Annotated in this window: 23 protein-coding genes; 15 read left to right on the top strand and 8 right to left on the bottom strand. The window is 62.2% G+C overall.

The window, feature by feature from the left end; translation table 11 throughout:
- Window positions 1-24 precede the first annotated feature (24 nt).
- Both J8I29_RS18095 and J8I29_RS18090 read left to right on the top strand, forming a co-directional pair.
- The gene (locus J8I29_RS18095; RefSeq protein WP_209432725.1) at window positions 25-921 is read left to right on the top strand and encodes a DUF72 domain-containing protein; all 897 of its coding nucleotides are present in this window, start codon (window positions 25-27) and stop codon (window positions 919-921) included.
- Between the two features lie 37 nt (window positions 922-958).
- Complete coding sequence (locus J8I29_RS18090) at window positions 959-1,165, top strand: hypothetical protein (RefSeq protein ID WP_105860267.1); 207 nt, start codon at window positions 959-961, stop codon at window positions 1,163-1,165.
- Between the two features lie 83 nt (window positions 1,166-1,248).
- Here the strand turns inward: J8I29_RS18090 and J8I29_RS18085 are convergent, their stop codons facing one another.
- Window positions 1,249-1,455, bottom strand: a complete 207-nt coding sequence (locus J8I29_RS18085; protein ID WP_105860266.1) for a CsbD family protein — start codon at window positions 1,453-1,455, stop codon at window positions 1,249-1,251.
- 64 nt (window positions 1,456-1,519) lie between these two features.
- Window positions 1,520-1,795, bottom strand: a complete 276-nt coding sequence (locus J8I29_RS18080; protein WP_105860265.1) for a hypothetical protein — start codon at window positions 1,793-1,795, stop codon at window positions 1,520-1,522.
- 221 nt (window positions 1,796-2,016) lie between these two features.
- Between J8I29_RS18080 and J8I29_RS18075 the strand changes: the two genes are divergently transcribed.
- Together J8I29_RS18075 and J8I29_RS18070 are read left to right on the top strand one after the other, a co-directional pair.
- The gene (locus tag J8I29_RS18075) at window positions 2,017-2,172 is read left to right on the top strand and encodes a DUF3309 family protein (RefSeq protein WP_105860264.1); all 156 of its coding nucleotides are present in this window, start codon (window positions 2,017-2,019) and stop codon (window positions 2,170-2,172) included.
- Window positions 2,173-2,576: 404 nt separating this feature from the next.
- Window positions 2,577-3,578, top strand: coding sequence for a DNA topoisomerase IB (locus J8I29_RS18070; protein ID WP_209432724.1), 1,002 nt, complete (start codon window positions 2,577-2,579; stop codon window positions 3,576-3,578).
- On the opposite strand, the gene J8I29_RS18065 is transcribed toward J8I29_RS18070, so the two are convergent.
- The gene (locus J8I29_RS18065; protein ID WP_209432723.1) at window positions 3,579-4,142 is read right to left on the bottom strand and encodes a type 1 glutamine amidotransferase domain-containing protein; all 564 of its coding nucleotides are present in this window, start codon (window positions 4,140-4,142) and stop codon (window positions 3,579-3,581) included.
- Window positions 4,143-4,312: 170 nt separating this feature from the next.
- Here J8I29_RS18065 and J8I29_RS18060 point away from each other — a divergent pair, with 170 nt between their 5' ends.
- The 4 genes from J8I29_RS18060 to J8I29_RS18045 all read left to right on the top strand — a co-directional run bounded on the left by J8I29_RS18060 (window position 4,313) and on the right by J8I29_RS18045 (window position 7,019).
- Entirely contained in the window at window positions 4,313-4,627 is a 315-nt protein-coding gene (locus J8I29_RS18060; RefSeq protein WP_105860261.1) for a plasmid stabilization protein, read from the top strand.
- 226 nt (window positions 4,628-4,853) lie between these two features.
- On the top strand, window positions 4,854-5,522 hold the full coding sequence (locus J8I29_RS18055) for a UdgX family uracil-DNA binding protein (RefSeq protein WP_209432722.1): 669 nt from the start codon (window positions 4,854-4,856) through the stop codon (window positions 5,520-5,522).
- Between the two features lie 231 nt (window positions 5,523-5,753).
- Complete coding sequence (locus tag J8I29_RS18050) at window positions 5,754-6,032, top strand: aa3-type cytochrome c oxidase subunit IV (protein WP_105860259.1); 279 nt, start codon at window positions 5,754-5,756, stop codon at window positions 6,030-6,032.
- A gap of 27 nt (window positions 6,033-6,059) precedes the next feature.
- Window positions 6,060-7,019 (top strand): DUF6328 family protein, encoded by a 960-nt coding sequence (locus J8I29_RS18045; protein WP_105860258.1) that lies wholly within the window; start codon window positions 6,060-6,062, stop codon window positions 7,017-7,019.
- Here the strand turns inward: J8I29_RS18045 and J8I29_RS18040 are convergent.
- From J8I29_RS18040 to J8I29_RS18020, 5 genes are all read right to left on the bottom strand, one after another.
- On the bottom strand, window positions 7,001-7,858 hold the full coding sequence (locus J8I29_RS18040) for an alpha/beta hydrolase (RefSeq protein ID WP_209432721.1): 858 nt from the start codon (window positions 7,856-7,858) through the stop codon (window positions 7,001-7,003). The genes J8I29_RS18045 and J8I29_RS18040 overlap by 19 nt on opposite strands.
- Window positions 7,859-7,995: 137 nt before the next feature.
- On the bottom strand, window positions 7,996-8,256 hold the full coding sequence (locus J8I29_RS18035) for a PepSY domain-containing protein (RefSeq protein ID WP_068290161.1): 261 nt from the start codon (window positions 8,254-8,256) through the stop codon (window positions 7,996-7,998).
- Window positions 8,257-8,334: 78 nt separating this feature from the next.
- A complete protein-coding gene (locus J8I29_RS18030) occupies window positions 8,335-9,891 on the bottom strand; it encodes a PAS domain S-box protein (RefSeq protein WP_105860257.1) in 1,557 nt (518 codons plus the stop codon).
- A gap of 249 nt (window positions 9,892-10,140) precedes the next feature.
- A complete protein-coding gene (locus tag J8I29_RS18025; RefSeq protein WP_181160965.1) occupies window positions 10,141-10,302 on the bottom strand; it encodes a hypothetical protein in 162 nt (53 codons plus the stop codon).
- Window positions 10,303-10,386: 84 nt separating this feature from the next.
- A complete protein-coding gene (locus J8I29_RS18020) occupies window positions 10,387-11,466 on the bottom strand; it encodes an ROK family protein (RefSeq protein ID WP_209432720.1) in 1,080 nt (359 codons plus the stop codon).
- Window positions 11,467-11,719: 253 nt separating this feature from the next.
- On the opposite strand from J8I29_RS18020, the gene J8I29_RS18015 reads away from it, so the two are divergent.
- From J8I29_RS18015 to J8I29_RS17985, 7 genes are all read left to right on the top strand, one after another.
- Window positions 11,720-12,001, top strand: coding sequence for a hypothetical protein (locus J8I29_RS18015; RefSeq protein ID WP_209432719.1), 282 nt, complete (start codon window positions 11,720-11,722; stop codon window positions 11,999-12,001).
- A gap of 19 nt (window positions 12,002-12,020) precedes the next feature.
- A complete protein-coding gene (locus J8I29_RS18010) occupies window positions 12,021-12,458 on the top strand; it encodes a CBS domain-containing protein (RefSeq protein ID WP_105860254.1) in 438 nt (145 codons plus the stop codon).
- A gap of 185 nt (window positions 12,459-12,643) precedes the next feature.
- Window positions 12,644-13,033 (top strand): response regulator, encoded by a 390-nt coding sequence (locus J8I29_RS18005; protein ID WP_105860253.1) that lies wholly within the window; start codon window positions 12,644-12,646, stop codon window positions 13,031-13,033.
- Window positions 13,034-13,221: 188 nt separating this feature from the next.
- Complete coding sequence (locus J8I29_RS18000) at window positions 13,222-13,824, top strand: response regulator (RefSeq protein ID WP_209432718.1); 603 nt, start codon at window positions 13,222-13,224, stop codon at window positions 13,822-13,824.
- A 522-nt stretch (window positions 13,825-14,346) separates the two neighbouring features.
- Window positions 14,347-14,586 carry a hypothetical protein gene (locus J8I29_RS17995; RefSeq protein WP_245197113.1) on the top strand — a complete coding sequence of 80 codons (240 nt, stop codon included), beginning with the start codon at window positions 14,347-14,349 and terminating at the stop codon, window positions 14,584-14,586.
- Between the two features lie 272 nt (window positions 14,587-14,858).
- Window positions 14,859-15,158 (top strand): hypothetical protein, encoded by a 300-nt coding sequence (locus tag J8I29_RS17990; RefSeq protein WP_209432717.1) that lies wholly within the window; start codon window positions 14,859-14,861, stop codon window positions 15,156-15,158.
- Between the two features lie 134 nt (window positions 15,159-15,292).
- On the top strand, window positions 15,293-16,612 hold the full coding sequence (locus J8I29_RS17985) for a S41 family peptidase (protein WP_209432716.1): 1,320 nt from the start codon (window positions 15,293-15,295) through the stop codon (window positions 16,610-16,612).
- Window positions 16,613-16,722 lie beyond the last annotated feature (110 nt).

Raw genomic sequence — 16,722 nt, 5'->3', positions numbered from 1 at the left:
GGCCGGAGGCATCGGAGGCGCTGCATGGGCCAGGGAAATATTCGTATCGGCATATCGGGCTGGAACTATGCGCCTTGGCGCGGCGACTTCTATCCGGAAGGATTGCCGCACAGGGAAGAGCTTGCCCATGCCAGCCGCGTCTTCAGGACGATAGAGGTCAACAGCACCTTCTATCGCCTGCAGACCCCGCCGACCTACGGGCGATGGTTCGACCAAACCCCAGAAGATTTCGTATTCGCCGTCAAGGGCCCGCGCTTCATCACCCATGTCAAGCGACTGCGCGACATTTCGGCGCCGCTCGCCAATTTCCTCGCCTCCGGCCTGTTGCGGCTGGGGCATAAGCTGGGGCCGATCCTGTGGCAGCTGCCGCCCAATTTCCGCTTCGATCGGGATCTGCTTGCAGCCTTCCTGAAACAGCTGCCTCGGGACACCGACGCAGCCTTGCACGCCGCGAGGAAGCATGACGACAAGCTTCGCGTCGAACCATGGCTGAAGGCGCCGGCCAGGCAGCCGATACGGCATGCTCTCGAAATCAGACACGAGAGTTTCCTCGTCGACGATTTCATCACCCTGCTGCGGGACGCCGACGTGGCGCTGGTCTGTGCCGACAGCGTGGAGTGGCCCCTTGCCATGGACGCCACGTCAAGCTTCACCTATTGCCGGCTGCATGGGTCGACGGAACTCTATCGCAGTGCCTATGGCGCCAAGGCACTCGATCTGTGGGCAAGACGGGCCAAGGCATGGGCTCAAGGCAGGAAGCCCCCAGAAAGCCGGTTCATAGGGCCGGCCAGGGACATATCGCAGCGGCGCGACGTCTTCGTCTTCTTCGACAATACCGACAAGCTGCAGGCGCCGCATGACGCTCAGGCCTTGATGGAGCGGTTGGGGCAGCCGGTCCGGCGCCTCACTTCCGCGGCTTGAGGCCACAGCTGCCGCGCTGACCCGAAAGGAGCAGGTCATGGCATTTCACATCATCCAACTCGGCCCCGGTTCGAATGAGCGGATCGTGCACGAGAAAAGTTATGAGACGCTCGAGGAAGCGCGCAGCCGCGCCAGCAAGGAAATCGAAGCGTCCGAGGGTGATCGCGGCTACGATACGCTGCGCGGCTATTGGTGGTGCCGCGACGGGCGGGGTCGGACCCGCTTCATCTATGTCGTGGATTGACGGGTCCGCACCCCAGGGCACTGACTTCGCTCAAGACATGAAAACGCCCCGGCTCACGCGAGCAGTGAGCCGGGGCGGTTGGTCTACTGCCATTTCTGGTTGGCGTACCAGGAATCGATCTCCGAACGGACCCTGTCCTTGGTGAGGCCATAGCGCTCCTGGAGCTTGCCTTCGAGCTGGTCGCGCCGACCCGCGATGACATCAAGGTCGTCGTCGGTGAGCTTGCCCCACTGCTCCTTCACCTGGCCCTTGAGCTGCTTCCAGTTTCCTTCCACACGATTCCAATCCATGTCGTCCTCCTATAGTCCAGACCGTCACCAAACTCTCCAGGAGCCGAAATGTTCTGCAGCCCCGCTATGTCGTGCTGCGGGCAGTGAAGGCGGGAGGATCGCTGGCGGGAAAGGATTCATCGGCCGCCTCATCCACTTCGTCCCATTGCCGGGGAGGATAGCGCATCGCCTCGGTTCCGGCATGGCGCTCCCCGCCCAATCCGCGCTTGGCCTTCTCATCCAAGGCGGCTTCGCGGGCGATTCGACCATCGAGTTCCATCCGCAAGCGGCGATTTTCATCCAGGAGCTTGGCGATGGTGAAAGCACCCGCCAGCGACACCAGAAGACGAAGACCGGACATGGCATTCTCCTCACTTAGAGAGATACTGACGAGCCGATTATCGGCCTGTGTTCAAGGCCTCGCCCTCAATGGGTACCGACCTCCGCCAGACTACACAAGGAACACCCAACAGCCTTCAAGGTTTCCGAATTAAAATTCAGAAACTTATCAGTAGTTACATCAGCGATGGAACCATCTCCCACGAGAGACAGTTATATGCTGCCAATCGAAAGGAGATCGCCATGCTATACACAATTCTCCTCGTCATACTTATACTTGCACTGCTTGGCGCCTTGCCGACATGGCCTTATTCGGCCAGTTGGGGGTATTGGCCCAGCGGCGGTCTCGGCCTTGTCGTCGTCATTCTGCTTCTGCTCCTCCTGCTCGGCCGATTATGATTTAGCGCGGCCGGGAAGACGACGGCGCCCCCTTGCGGTTCGCGCCGCCTTCTTCCGCATCGCCCGGTTTGGGGACCGATCTTTCGGCAGCCTCTCCGACGCGTGCCGGCGTAACGCCGCGCCGGATGGAATCCGCCAGATTTTCAGCATTTCCCCTTCCGCCGGGGCCGAGTGTACGGACTTCACGCCGGGTCTCGGCTGCATAGGGGGGCATGCCGGTTCCGTCCTGTTTGGACCTCATGAGTCGCTCCTTCGCATTAGAGCCTGAACCGCGCCATGGCGCGGCATTCCTTTCCCAACCTCTTATGACCATGTGAGTTCCCGGCGCAGCGGAGGCCTTGCTCCGTCCGCAGCATTCGGAGCCCATCCCTTTTCTGCCGTTGACCTGCTGCGTGGAGGAAGCGATGCCAAGATTGAAGATCGTCTCGCCCGATCGGCTCGACGTGCGCCGGCGCCGTTGCGGGCGTGGGTTCCTGTATGTCGACGCGGCGGGCCGGCGCATTACGGACGAGGCGGCCCTGGCACGGTTTCGCGCCCTGGCGATTCCGCCGGCCTATTCCCAGGTGCGCATCGCTTCGGACGAATGGGCCCATATCCAGGCGATCGGCCGGGATGAAGCAGGCCGGCTGCAATATCGCTATCATTCCGAGTGGGAACGCCGGCGAGAAAACCGCAAAGTCTTGAACATGATGAAGCTGGTGCGCACGCTTCCCAGGATCCGCGCCGCCATCCGCCGCGATCTCGCCTCCCCGAAACTCGATCGGAACAAGGCCATTGCCTGTGCGGTCGCCCTGATAGACAGCACGCATATCCGGGTCGGGGGCGCCGCCTATGCCCGGGACAATGGCAGCCATGGCGCCGCTACCTTGCTCAAACGGCATGTCACCATCACGGCAAGCCGGGTGGAACTGAATTTTCGCGGCAAGGGCGGCAAGCCCATACGCCGCAGGACGGAAGATCCCGCCCTCGCCCGTGCTCTCAATCGCATGCGGACCCTGTCCGGCCCCAGGCTGTTTCAGTTCGTCGATGCAGACGGTACCCGCCATCCCATCGAGGCCGAGGACATCAACGCCTATCTGCGCAGCATTTCCGGCCTCGACGTTACGGCAAAGGATCTGCGTTTGCTCGGCGCTAGCAAATGGGCCGTTCAGGAACTGGCGGCCCTGACGCCGGCCAACAGCATAGCCGGCCGGAAACGCCAGATCGCCGCCGTCATGCGGCAGGTATCAGGTCATCTCGTCAACACGCCGGCGGTCGCCCGCAAGAGCTACGTGCCGGCTCTGATCATCGACTCCTTCAAGACCGGCCGGCTGCACGACGCCTTCACGAAAGCCCGTTCGAGCAGCTATCGGCGCCGCGCCGAAGCGGCATTGCATCTTCTGGTGACCAAGGAGCAGACAGTCTGATCAGATCGCCCGTGCCCGGTGATGTAGGCCTTCCTGGATTTCCTCGACGATCTTCGCCACGAAAGCCGGAATGTCCTGTGGTCCGCGACTGGTGACGATGCCGTTATCCGCGACGACGTCCCGATCCATCCACAGACCGCCGGCATTCTCGACATCCCTCCGGATGGATTGATAGGATGTCACGTCGCGGCCTCGAATGGCATCGGCCTGGACCAGAAGCCAGGGCGCGTGGCAGATGGCCGCGACGACCTTGCCGGTATCGATGAAATTGCGGACGGTGTCGATGGCCGTGTCGTCCGTCCTGAGCTTATCCGGGTTCATCACGCCGCCGGGCAGCACGAGAGCGTCATAGTCTTCCGGGCTGGCCTCCCCTATCTTGAGATCCGCCTCGACGGTTTCCCCCCAATCGGTCGCATTCCAGCCACGAATAGGCAGGCCATCGGGCGTGGCGACGTCTACCTCGGCCCCGATATTGCGCAGTTGATCACGCGGTTCGACGAGTTCCGATTGTTCGAAGCCATGCGTGGCGAGAATGAGGATCCGAGCTTGCCTGATATCGGGCATGGAAATCTCCTTTCGGCGGGCTTGCACATGATGTCCGAACCGCCGATGGCGGCGCCGGTTCCTCCATCCGCCGCCATCCCGCGCAAGCCGCGATGACCACTATGCCGAGCAGAATCGGGAACCAGGCACGGCCGTGCCGGTTAGAAAGGTCCGCATAAAGGAGGCGCATCATGCCCCGTGGAGACAAATCGAAATATACCGACAAGCAGGAACGCAAGGCCGATCATATCGCCGAAGGCTATGAAGCACGCGGCGTGTCCGAAAAGGAGGCCGAAAGGCGCGCCTGGGCCACCGTCAACAAGGATGATGGCGGCGGCAAGAAAGCAGGCGGCTCGGGACACGGCAAATCCACCAGCCATCCGGCGTCCCGCAAGGGCGGCAAGGCGGGAGGGGAAGCTTCCGCCTCCCGGTCGGCGGCCGAGCGCTCCGCATCCGCAAAGAAGGCCGCTGCCACGCGCAAGCGCCATGAAGCCCACAATGCCTGATGCCGTGTCTGACGTGTGAGGAAGACATCATGACCCGACGGCCGAAGCATACGGACAGGGAACGTGACCAGCCCTACAGCACCGAGCGTGAGGAATATCGGTTCGACAAGGTGAAACCCCCGACCGATCCGGAGGAACGTCGCGCCCATAGCAAACCCGGCGGAGGCGTCAAACGAGCACCGGACAAAGGGCCTCCCCCCCGCCCTGCGGATGGTTCGGATCGCTGATGGCTCGGCAAGCTCGAAGGGACGCGTCTACGCCTTCCCCAACCGCGGCGGAATCCCGGGATGGCGATCCGGGAGAGATCGCCACGCTGGCCGAAATCCGTCGGCTGGCTGCCGGGTGCCAGCGCTGTGACCTTTACAAACATGCCACCCAGGTGGTGACGGGAGAAGGCAGCGACCACGCCCGGCTGGTTCTGGTCGGCGAGCAGCCGGGCGATCAGGAGGATCGCCAGGGGCACCCCTTCGTCGGGCCGGCCGGGCGCCTGCTGGACCAATGCCTCCAGGAAGCGGAACTCGACCGCGACGAATGTTACGTCACCAACGCCGTGAAGCATTTCAAATTCGAGCGCCGAGGCAAACGCAGGATCCATGAAAGACCCAATGCCGGTGAGGTCCAGGCCTGCAAATGGTGGCTCGACAAGGAATTGAAGATCCTCAAGCCCCGCCTGGCAGTGGCCCTTGGCGCGACGGCCGTGCGGGCCTTACTGGGGCGGGCCGTGGGCGTAATGAAGCAGCGCGGCCAAATCCTGCCCGGTCCTGACGGGCTTCAGATCCTCGTGACCGTCCATCCCAGCTACCTGCTGCGTATTCCTGACTCCGATGCGGCCGAACGCGCACGCGCTGCCTTCATCGAGGATTTGCGCAAGATCCACGGCGTGCTCGGGAAATAAGGCGATCGCCGAGATGCAGCCGGATCGCAAACGCCCCGACGACCCTGCCTTCAGACAATCTGTCGATGCGCGGGGAACAAACGTGCCGTAGCCGGCTTAGAAAAGCGATCGGCAACCGCCATCACCAGCTATGCCCGGGGCCCGGCCCGCCATGACCCTGGAAGCAGTATGGGCCTCCGGCTGCCGGAGAGGATCGGGCCCAGATTTCATACGTGGACGACGGAGGCTGCAATGATGCAACCGGAGAGAAAATCCTTCGACTTCGCCGAGCATCGTCAGGCTTACGAAGGCTTCGTGAGGCTGACGCTGATCGCAGTCTTTCTGCTGCTTTCCCATCTTGTCGCGCTCGCCGTAGGGGGAGTGGCCCATATGTGGTTTTTGGCCTGTCTGGAACTGGGATTGTCGATCGTGGCCGCCGTGATCGGCGCTGCGGTCCCGGGCCTGGACTGGAAGCCCGGAGCCGCCGTGCTGGCCTTCTGCCTGGCCACCCTGGCGATCGCCACCGGATGAGCCTGCCGATCGGGCTGCGAGGCACAGATGGGCAAGATCAAGGCAGCTCTCGACGAATCCCGTACCTTAATGCTCGGGGCGCAAATCCTGATCGGGTTCCAATTGCAGGCTCCTTTCCAGAATGCATTCGAGCATCTCACCCCCAGTGAGAAGACCATCGAGATCGTCGTGCTCTGCATCATGGTGCTGGTCCTGGGTCTGCTCGTCCTTCCCAGTGCGCATCATCGCATCGCCTATGGAGGGCATGCGGCTCCGGGCGTCGAGGAAACGGTCAGATGGGCCACGGGTGCGAGCTTGCTGCCTTTTGCAGCGGCGCTGGGGCTGGACCTCTACATAGCCGGAAATCGCGTCATCGGTTTCACAACCGGCGTGGCGGCGGCGACGGCTGCAACCATCGTTGCATTGGGCTTCTGGTACGGCTTGCCGCTCCTTCAATCCAGGCAACAGCGAGAACGACCCATGGCGGCCACCAAGGAAACTTCCATCGGCACCAAGGTCGAGCACGTCCTCACTGAGGCGCGCGTGGTCCTGCCCGGCGCGCAGGCGCTCCTGGGCTTCCAACTGGCCATCGTCCTGACCGAGGGCTTCGAACGCCTCCCGCCGGACGCCAAGCTCCTGCATGGCCTGGCGCTTGGTCTGATCACGCTGTCCACCATCCTGCTGATGGCTCCGGCGGCCTACCATCGGCTGGGCTATCGGGGACGCGACACCGAAGAGTTTCACAGGATGGCGAGCCGGCTCGTCCTGGCCGCCACCGTCTTTCTGGCTCTCGGCTTGTGCGCGGATATCCATGTCGTCGTGCAGAAGATCACCGGAAGCGACGGGCTCGCTCATCTGCTTGCCGGCCTCTCGGCCGCGTTGCTGCTGGGGCTGTGGTATGTCCTGCCTCTGTGGCATCGCCACAAGCGGCTGAGCGAGGAGCGTTCAGACGGCATTCAGCACCGGACCCCGGGGAGCAAGCCCGGCTCTCACAACCTTCCGACGTGAATGATGCTGGTGTGGAGCATGATCTCCCGCACGATTTGCGGCCAGTCCTCGCGGTGCAGGTCGTGGCCGCCACCCTCGATGGCGACGAGGCGGGCGCCCTTGACCGCCGTCGCCATGGCATCGGCATGGGCGATCGGAAACACCGGGTCGGCCGTGCCATGCACGATCAAAGTGGGGACCTGGATATCGGCCGCCCTGGCCTGAACAGGCGATGGCGCCGCCACCGCCAAATGGTTCTGCAGGCTCGAAAAGGACGGCGAATTGGCCAGATCCCTTTCGATCAGACGACGGGTTGCATCGGCATCATGCGGGTGGCGGCTGCCGGCAGCAGCCGCGGCGTCGCGGGCGAGGAAATCCGCCACCTGATCCCTGTCGTTCCAATCGAGATGGCCGAGGGCAGCCATGTGCTGCCTGTAGTCCTCTCGGGGAGGCGGCAGCCACTCGACGCCGAGCGGCGTGGAATTGATGACGGTCAGCGTCCTGACACGATGCGGCCTGATGAGGGCCGCCATTTGGGCGATGACGCCGCCCATCGACATGCCGACCAGATGACCCGCCTGGAGGTTGTAGCCGCTGAGCACGGCCATGGCATCCTTGGCCATGTCTCCAATCGTGTACTTCGCCGTTCCGGGTGCATACGCCGTCGACCCGCCGGTGTCCCGGTTGTCGTAACGGATGACATAGCGCCCGCCCGAGGAAAGCAATTCCACGAAATCTTCCGGCCACCAGACCATCGATGCGAACGCGCCGGCGATCAGGAGGACGGGTGGATCGTCCAGATGCCCAAAGGCCTGAGTCCGGATCCGCACCCCCTCGCCATCGATGATCCGCTCTTCCATCGCGCCAATGTCCTTGTTGGTGAGGGGGCTCGCGCCGAGCAATCACCCCGCTGGCAAGTCGCTGCATGACACCGGCCGGTCCCGGCATGTTCTTCAGCCAGGCGCGGCCGGTGCCCGCTCTCAGGCGGGGGAGTGCCCTATCGCGTCGCGCCGGACATGGGATCGAGATGCAGCTCGACCTTGGCCTTGTCGGTGGTCATATAGGTGACCTCATAATAGCCGCTCTGGCTCCACTCGATCTCAGAAATATAGGCGAAGCCATCCCGAGCTTCGACCTTGGCGATGATCTGCGACAATTTCAGACTGCCCTGTGGGGGTAGAGCGGTGCTGGTGGTCTGCGCACTCGCCACACCAGCAAGAAGCAAAAGGCCGGCAAGGGCCCCGACTATTCTTCCCATCGCGCATCCCTCATGTTCCGAATGCGCAACAAGAACCAAGCAGAAGGCTTTAGGTTCCCCTGGTATGCCCGGCCGGACTCAGGGGCCGACCCGGCTCAGGTCCATCGTCAGTTCGATGACCAGTCCTTCAGGATGCCATTCGCGTGAAAATCCGCCGAACTGGCTGGCGGCCAGCCGCACGAGACGGCTGCCGAAACCCTCGGCGTCCGATGGTTGTACCTGTGGACCGCCGGTCTCGCGCCATACGATCACGGCATCGCCGCCCCGGCGCCGGCACTCGATGGCCACGCGGCCTGTCGGCGTGGAAAAACTGCCATATTTGGCAGCATTCGTCGCGAACTCATGCAGGAGAAGCGCAACCGGCGTCACCACGTTCTCCGCAAGTTCGATATCCAGCCCTTCGACCGTAAACCGCCTGCGCTCCCCCTGCGGGCCTTCCACATAGGGAGCCAGGATCGCTTCGATCAGTGCATGCAGCGTCGCCGTTTTCCTGAAGCCGTTATCGGCGGTTCTCGACGCAAGGGTCAGCGCATGCGCCCTCGACAGCGCGCCCAGTCGATCGGCCACGATCGAGGCGAGCATGGCCGGCGTTTCGGCGGAAGCCACGCTCAAATTGACGATGCTGGTGGCAAGGGCAAACAGATTTTTGACCCGGTGATTCATCTCATGCAGGAGAAGCTGCTGCTGCTCCTGGGCCCTGCGACGCTCGGTGATGTCACGGGCGATTTTGGAGGCCCCGATGATCACGCCTCCGGCATCCTTGATCGGGGACACGCTCAGCGAGATATCGACCAGGCTGCCGTCCTTGCGCCGGCGGATGGTCTCGTAGTGATCGATCCGCTCACCCGCCCGAATCCGTGCCAATATCGCCGGCTCTTCATTATGTCGGTCGGGCGGAATCAGCATCATCACCGATCGGCCGACCGCCTCGGAGGCGGTATAGCCGAACAGACGCTCGGCCCCGGCATTCCAGCTGACGATGACCCCTTCGAGACTCTTGGAGATGATCGCATCGTCTGAGGATTCCACCAGCGCTGCAAAGCGGCGGGCGGTCTGGTCGTTATGATAGCGCTCGATCGCAAAGCCCAGTTGGCGAGCAATGATGAGCGCCATTCCACGCTCCTCATCCGTGAAGGGATGGGGCGTGTCGTAGTAGAACACCAATTTGCCGGCCATGTCTTGGCCGACCATGATCGGAATAAAGGCCAGTGCGCCGATACCCTCGTGCCGGATCAGGGCGATAAGGTCGGGCGGAAGGTCGGCCTTGCCGATGTCGTCCACATAAATCGCCGCCGGCTCCTTCTCGCCGGATTGCCACGGCGAATGGCCCTGGGCACCGGCTCGATAGTCTTCCGATAGTCTTCGCCAGGCCACAAAGCGCAGAGCGGTCCTGTCATCGAAGCGCATGATCGCTGCGCGTGTACAGCCCAGCATGTCGTTGATGGCATCGAAAGCGGCGTCGTAGATCTGGTCGAGGCTGCGCGCGCGATACAGCAGATCGGTGAATTGAAAAACCGCGCTTTGCTGAAGCACGCGATGCGCCAGCGGCACAGGTTCATCCTGGGCAGGATCCGCTACGCCAAACGCGAGCGCCGGCCTGCCGCTCGGCTCCTTTCCGGTTTTCAACGCCGACACAGCCTCAATTGCCTCAAAGACCCAGAACTATCGCTTAATATCCGCTCCGAAACCGGCTGGCGGAGGAAATGCATCCACCCTGCCTCGAAGCGCGCTGCAATATGGCGAGCACAATAGCCAAGCGGCTCGGATAAATACAATCCAAAACACAGGCGGCCAAGTCTTCGACAGCTCCGGCAGGGGCAGACACCGCGGTTCACCGGCATGGAAATCGGAGCCGGTCAGCACCCCTGGTCCGGCCAGGCCTTTTCACGAAGTGGTCTCGCCGGCATTGCTGCGGTTTCTGCCCTTGGGCGCTCCGGTCTGATCCTTCGGCGTTTCGCCATGTTTGAGCTTTTCCGCCTCTTCGTTCCGCCCGTTGTCGTTGGGGCGTCCCAGAGGCTCCTTCGTCTTGATCTTTTTCTCGGACATCGTGCTCCACTCCGCTGAGGTACGGACTTCCTGAACGGTCCGGTAGCAATTCGGTTCCAATGGGGCCTAGGCCTTGCGGGGGCATCACCGGGCGGAGCCTTTGCCCTTTTCCGTCTGCCTGTTGGTGAAGCGCGCATTGCCCAGCCCGGTGCCGATGGTCAATATGCCCCAGCGCTTGACGTCGCCCATGCGGGGCACCTCCGACAAGCCCTGAACGACCGCATCGTTGTGAAGAACGATGTGGGTCGCCTGCCCGCCGATCTTCGGCACGAATTTGAGCAAGGCGGCCGGCAGATTGAAATTGGCGCCTTCCCAGTTGGAACCCGGCAGATTCTGGCCCCCTCGCGCGATGGAACCGTCGGGTTTGATAGCGCCCGGACAGCCGACGCCGATTACAGGGGTAAGCCTGATCTTGTTCTTCTCCGCGCGGGAACGCAGGTCCTGCAGCATCTCGCCAAGACGGCCGATCGCCGCCGTCCGCGCCGGTTCGTCATCGGCATGACGCCAGATCACCAGTTTTTCCACCTTGGCCCGGCCAAGGTCGGCTTGCTTGTCCACCTGGCTCAGCACGATTCCGGCGCGGATGTTGCGCCCGCCGATATCCACCGCCAGCATGCCGTCATGATTGGCCAGCACATAGGGCGGCAGCATGTGCAGGCTGCCGATCAGTCCCGCTTCATCGGGGTGATTGGCGATCGGCACCACTTCCACCTTGATCCCCTCCCCGCTGAGCAGGGCCTGGGTCCGCGCAATCGCCAGCCGTCCGACACGGCTTTCCCGAAAACCTCCGCCGATGACGATCCGCTCGGTGCGCTGCCAGGAGGCGGTTCGCAGGAAACGGCGGATCACGCTCGACAGCGAGCGGGCAAACTCCTCCAGCGCTCCATGCACCAGCGCGGCGCTGTTCAGATCGTCGCCTGTCAACATCTCGTCGATCTGCTTGCGCTTGATTTCCTCGGTGGCTTCCTCGCCCAGGGGATCTTCGCCGGCCTTGCGGTAAAGCAGGCGCAATTCCTCCAGCTTTTCGAGAAAAGCACCCGTATTAGCCCTGTCGCCGACAAAACCCTCCTTGTCGCGCAGGCCGATATTGTATCCGTCGACGCGGACGGAGGGCAGCATATCGCCGCCGTGATTGAGAAATTGCCAACCCGTTTGGTCGTTCATCCTGTACCTGTCGATCCCCTCGGTATTCCATTGCTGGCGACAACCATTTCGCGCTCCGAAGGTTCCGCCACAACCCGCACGATACCGTCATCGCAGCCCCGAGGCTGGCAAAAAGGGCTCCCGGCGATGGAACCCTCCTCCGCGGGTGTCGTTTGATAGGCAAGCAGGTATCGGAACGGCCGCAGGTACTCGATAGGGATCCGCAGGCCCGCGTTTCGTCTGTATCGCAACCGATCCGACAGGGAGATCGATGATGTCTCAAGCATCCTATCGCATCATTGGCAGAGCCGATGGCTGGGTCATCGAACACGATGGCAAGCGTGGCGGCGGATACGAGCTTCCGGAGGCAGCTTTCGAAACCGCTGTGGCCGCGGCCTCGCTGGACCTCAAGGAACGCCGAAACGTCAACATCTCCGTCGAATTTCCGGAAGGCCCGGAAGATACCGAGGCCCTTGCGACCGGCTCCGAGCCCGCGCAACAGCGCGCTCAATTCGACAGTTCGGCCGGCACGGGGAGTGAGCCGGGCGGACGCTAGAACGGCAAAGGAGGTTATGATGAAAATCAGGCAAGCCATGACGACCGAAGTCTGCGTCGCCACGCCGGACGAGACGATCCAGAAAGCGGCGCAGCTCATGCTTGGCCTCGACATCGGCATGCTTCCCGTCGCGCACGCCGATCGGCTGGTGGGCATGATCACGGACCGCGATATCGCCGTCCGCGGCGTCGCCGCAGGGCGGGGCGCGGAGAGCCTTGTCCGGGATGTCATGACCGCGGACGTCAAATATTGTTTTGACGATGAAGAGATAGAGGATGTCCTTGATAATCTGGGCGAGATCCAGGTGCGCAGACTTCCCGTGGTCAATCGTGACAAGCGCCTGGTCGGCATCGTCTCCCTGAGCGATCTCGCGCGCACCCACGAAACCGACAAGGCTGGGGCCGCTCTCAGCGAGATTGCCCGCCCGGGCGGCGAACACAGCCAGGCGACGTTCTAGGTCCTCCTTGTGCCTCACGCCGCCGGCCTGCCTGTGCCGGCGGTCACACTTATATGGAGGGAAGAGGTGGGAAGAAGCCGCGATGGCTCAGGCATCGCCATAGCCGCACCATTTTTCGAATTGCCTTGTTCGTCGAGCCACAGGAAATTGAGCGAATCCATGCGGGCCGGCGGGAGGAAAATGCCATGACCACGACCGAGACAGTCCCCGGCGGTATCCTGGAGGGCCACACGATCCTGGTCGCCGACGATGAAATCATCATCGCGCTCGACATCGAAGATACGCTGATGTCGGCCGGCGCCCGCATCGCCGGCCCGTGTCTGACCCTGGCCTCGGCGTTGGAAGTCACCGAACAGCAGGCCATCACGGCGGCTGTCCTGGACATCAGCCTCGGCAACGACACCAGCGAGCCCGTGGTCGATCTGCTTGCAGCCCGCGGCATTCCTATCGCCTTCTGCACGGGCAAGATGCTCCCCGACACCCTGCGGCAAAAGGTTCCCGACGCGCCGGTGCTGAGCAAACCCGTCCAGCATCAGGCCTTGCTCGAAACCATTGCGCGTCTGACCAGAGAGTAACAACCTACCGTAACGGTACTGTAACCGTCCCCGATCGTCACGGGGAACATGTGCAAGTTTGCATCGTTACACACGAGTACCGGGTGAGCGGAACGCGGAACGAAGGCCGGTCCGAAAGGACAGCTTCGCCACGTTGGAAAATACGACATCCGCGTTCTGCCTAACTGCCTCAAAGTGAGTGACGACCCATGCAACAACTCCATGGCATGCGTCTCCTGATCGTCGAGGACGAGATATTTCTCGCCGGCGATCTGGCTGACTATTTCGAAGAGAAAGGGGCTGTCATCCTCGGGCCGGCACCGACGATCGAGGCCGCGCAAGATCATGTGACCTCGGCCAACGCAGCCATTCTCGACGTCAACATCAATGGCAAGATGGTCTTTCCCATCGCAGACCGCCTGCTGGCGCTGGGTATTCCGTTCGTCTTCTTCAGCAGCTACGACGAAGACGTCATTCCCACCCATCTCAGACATGTCGAGAAGGTTGGCAAGTCGGGAGGGCGTCACGCCCTGCTGGAGACCCTGTTCGTGGCGCGCCGCAGGGCGCAGGACGAAAACGAAACCGCCGCGGCGGACCCGACCACGGACGTCGCCGGCTTCCTTCCCGAACTCAGGCTCAGAGCACGCCGACATCTTCACGGCAAGGCGGCCGCCGACCGGTTGGTCGAGCAAACACTGCTGGCCGCCATCGACCTGGCGGACAGCAAGCCACCGGACCAGGATACGCTTCCATGGCTTTGCGACATCCTGGACAGGACCTTTACGGTTGTGGGTCACCAGTTGCTCGACTGAATGCGTGACCTGAATTTTTCACCGGGAGTTTCGACCCAGGGCTGGCGGCCGCGAGGGTAGCGGAACCGTAGCGGGTGACGATGCGTTAGTGTCCGACAGTCAATCGCATCGGAAGAAGATATGAGCCGCAACACTCTTATTTTGTTGGTAGTCATAATCGTGGCAGCCGCCGGAATCGGTGCCTATGTCTACCATGAAAGGAACAAGAATACCGTAGAGATTACGATTGGAAACCAGGGCGTGAAAGTCAAAGGGCCATCCGATTGAGATAATACCCGCCGACTACTTGAATCCTCCCGGCATCACGACGTGCCCGCCATAATCGCGGACGCGTCGTTCTTCCTCGCCCGCTGGAGGCGGACTGTTCCCCATGCTGGGAACATTGTCGAGGGAGGATGGTTAGCAAGGCCATATCGATTCCGGACCGGCCATGCGCGGGCGGCAAATGCGACAGGACCTTTGCAAGTGACTTCCCAGCACAAACCTCCTAGTCTGTTGGCAGGCGACCGGGGAAACCGCTCCTTGACGTTCTTCGGCTCGTGCAAGTTGCCCCTGACCAACGGCGAGACGAGCAGTCCAGTGAATGACGATCAAAAGAGCGGCAAGGCTAGACCTGCAGACAAGGAAGATAAGGCAACATCCGCAGACAAGGAAGTGGCGCGTATCCTGGCCCGCGTCGAGCGGGAACCCATTCCGCAACGTTTGCTCGAACTTGCCTTCAAGCTCCAAAGAGCCCTGAGGGACGCCAAGAAAGCGGGTTAGACAGGCCGCTTGCCGTCTTCTTCTCTCGAAATGCTGGAACTCAAACTCCGAGTATTGTCCCTTCATGCAATTGCCTTCCAGCGGCCAGAATATGGCCGGATTGATGTGGCAGCTTTGTGGAATAGAGCGTGAGGTCTGTCCTGGCGCTTGGGGAACTGCATTGCCTCGTCGTGCGAGGCCTTAGGCTTTGAAGGGCGTTATGACGTTCCCTGGCCGTCGGCAGACATCCGATTGGTCGCCTTTATGGTGGCTGCAGCCTGGGAGTTGTTCCAATGAAGCTGTCGCCCACTCATGTGACGCAAGCACTGAATCAGATCAGGGCTGAGCCCGTCGCCGAAAATCATCCCGTATACAACCAGTTCGCCCGACTGTTCGGAGAGCATACTTTCTTTGTCGACGACGAAGGGCTCAACATCGTTGAGCCGATGGCATCGGACAAGGACGGCGCCCAGAAGATGGAAGTGGCTCGGCTGGTGAGGCTCGCCCACTGGCGCGATGAATATCATTCCAGCCTGGTGCCGCAGCTGCCGCAGCAGACCGACACCGTGGTCATGTTGAGCAAGGCAGCCTGAGATAGGATGTTCCGGGCTTGATACCGGCGCCAATTTCGCGACAGGCCGGTGCGGCCGGCCTGCTTCATCCCGCCGTTTAAGCTCGGCTGTTTGCGAAGCGGATAGCTTTCGCGTCTTCGGGAAGAGGTGCGCAAATGTATGGCAGAGTTTCGCTCCTGCTGGGTGGCATCGCAATGGGCGCGACAACCGCATTCGCCCTCACGCATTCCGGTCTGCTCGGCAACGCCAACGCTTCCGCCGATGACGCCTATCGGCAGCTCAATCGCTTCGGCGATGTCTATGAGCAGGTGCGCGCCAATTACGTGACCGAGCCTGACGACGCCCAGCTTGTCGCAGGCGCCATCAACGGCATGGTGTCCGCCCTCGATCCGCACTCGCGCTACGTCGATGCCGCCGGTTTTCGGGACTTGCAGACCCAGACTTCGGGCGCCTTTTCGGGAATTGGGCTCGAAGTCACCCTCGAGGGTGAACGGCTCAAGGTGGTCTCCGCCATCGACGATACGCCCGCGGCAAAGGCCGGCCTTCTTTCCGGCGACATCATCACGGCGATCGACGGCAAATCCACACAGGGCATGCCGCTGCAGGAAGCCAGCCAGAAAATGCGCGGGCCCGAGAACAGCACGGTCACCCTCACGGTCCGGCGCGGCGGCGATGCCCAGCCGGTAGACGTCAAGCTCATCCGCGATACCATCAAGCTGTCTTCCGTACGGACCAGGAAGATCGGCGGCGACATCGCCTATATCCGCATCGCCCAATTCAGCGGCAACACATCCGACGACTTCCTGAAAGCCATGACGCAAGCCGGGGCCGACAAGGGAGGCCGGACTCCTGCCGGCTACATCATCGACATGCGCAACAATCCAGGCGGCCTGCTCAGCCAGGCCGTCGAGGTGGCCGGTGCCCTGGTCGGGCGGGGAGAAATCGTCTCCACGCGCGGACGGGGAGCCGACGATTCCCTGCGCTATAGCGCCACGGAAGGTGGCCTCGTTCATACCAAGCCGATCATCGTGCTTATCAACGGGGGCTCGGCTTCTGCCGCCGAAATCGTGGCAGGTGCGTGGCAGGATCACCGCCGCGCGACAATTCTGGGGACGCGTTCTTTCGGCAAGGGATCGGTTCAGACCGTCTTTCCGCTTGGTGACAATGGCGCTCTCGTCTTGACGACCGCCCGCTACTACACGCCATCGGGCCGATCGATCCAAGCCAAGGGCATCGATCCGGAAATCGTGGTGAAGCAGAATATTCCGGCCAATACGAAGATCCAGGATGCCGCCGGCGGTGAAGCCGGCCTCAAGGGACATCTCGGCGGGCAGGGCGATACCGAGCAGGGGGGCTCGTCTGCCTATGTCCCCGTTGACGAAAAGGACGATGTGCAACTCAACGCCGCGATTGAATTGCTCCACGGCATCCGCAAGAATCCGTCCTTTCCAGCCGGTGGCACCGCACCTCGCTGAACCGCCCCGGAAACGCCCGGCTGGCATGCCGGGACTGCGCCACGGCGAGGCGAGGCCTGACCCGAGCCGCCCGCAGCGGAGTCGATCCCACAAAATCGCCATCCGGACGG

It is taken from the genome of Labrys sp. LIt4 (genome assembly GCF_017813775.1).
Taxonomy (GTDB): domain Bacteria; phylum Pseudomonadota; class Alphaproteobacteria; order Rhizobiales; family Labraceae; genus Labrys; species Labrys okinawensis_A.
The sequence above is the reverse complement of the archived record's forward strand: the minus strand, read 5'-3'. Positions and strand labels throughout refer to the sequence as shown.